Raw genomic sequence first — 1,135 nt, 5'->3', positions numbered from 1 at the left:
ATCGTAAATGATGTGAAGAAACCAACTAAACAAACAGTTAAGTTTGAAGGAGCAGGCGATAAGACTCCAGGAGACAATGTCCAAGATGACTTTACATTTACTGGTAAAGAAAATAAAGCTTCTGGAACTACAACATGGACTGAGAAGAGCCATACTTACGGTAAGGTATCTGTACCAGTAATTCCAGGTTACTACGCTGATAAGACAGAAGCTGGTGGTAAGACAGTTACTCCAGAAAATCCTGAAGTAGTAGAGATTGTTACCTATAAACCACTTGGAAACTTGGTTCCAAAACCAGGAACACCAGACGATCCAAACTTCCCATCAACACCAAAAGTGAAGTATCCAAATGATCCAACAGATCCAGGAAAACCAGGTCAACCAGTTGTTCCAGACGTACCAGGCTACAAACCATACTTGCCAGATCCAAAAGATCCAAGCAAACCAGGTAAACCAGTAGAACCAGGAAAACCAATCACTCCTGAAAACCCAGGTGACGACACACCAATCATCTACGTACCAATCGTAAATGATGTGAAGAAACCAACTAAACAAACAGTTAAGTTTGAAGGAGCAGGCGATAAGACTCCAGGAGACAATGTCCAAGATGACTTTACATTTACTGGTAAAGAAAACAAAGCTTCTGGAACTACAACATGGACTGAGAAGAGCCATACTTACGGTAAGGTATCTGTTCCAGTAATTCCAGGTTACTACGCTGATAAGACAGAAGCTGGTGGTAAGACAGTTACTCCAGAAAATCCTGAAGTAGTAGAGATTGTTACCTATAAACCACTTGGAAGCTTGGTTCCAAAATCTGATGATCCTAAATTCCCATCAACACCAGATGTGAAATATCCAAATGATCCAACAGATCCAAGTAAACCAGGAAAACCAGTTGTTCCAGACGTACCAGGCTACAAACCATACTTGCCAGATCCAAAAGATCCAAGCAAACCAGGTAAACCAGTAGAACCAGGTAAGGAACTTCCAAACCTTCCAACAAACCCAGGTGATGATACCCCAATCATTTACGTACCAGTAACTCCAGAGAAACCAGTAACTCCAGAGAAACCAGTAACTCCAGAGAAACCAGTAACTCCAGAGAAACCAGTAACTCCAGAGAAACCAGTAA

The 1,135-nt window shown here is 41.6% G+C and carries 1 protein-coding gene; it reads left to right on the top strand.

Features of this window, described 5'->3' with window-relative positions; all coding sequences use genetic code 11:
- Window positions 1-1,135: mucin-binding protein (locus tag ACESOD_RS06345; RefSeq protein ID WP_444861159.1), on the top strand; the 1,135-nt coding region annotated here is incomplete at both ends.

This window comes from Streptococcus oralis, from assembly GCF_964238205.1.
In the GTDB taxonomy this organism is placed as follows: Bacteria; Bacillota; Bacilli; order Lactobacillales; family Streptococcaceae; genus Streptococcus; species Streptococcus oralis_CZ.
This window is presented reverse-complemented; position numbering and strand designations above follow the sequence as displayed.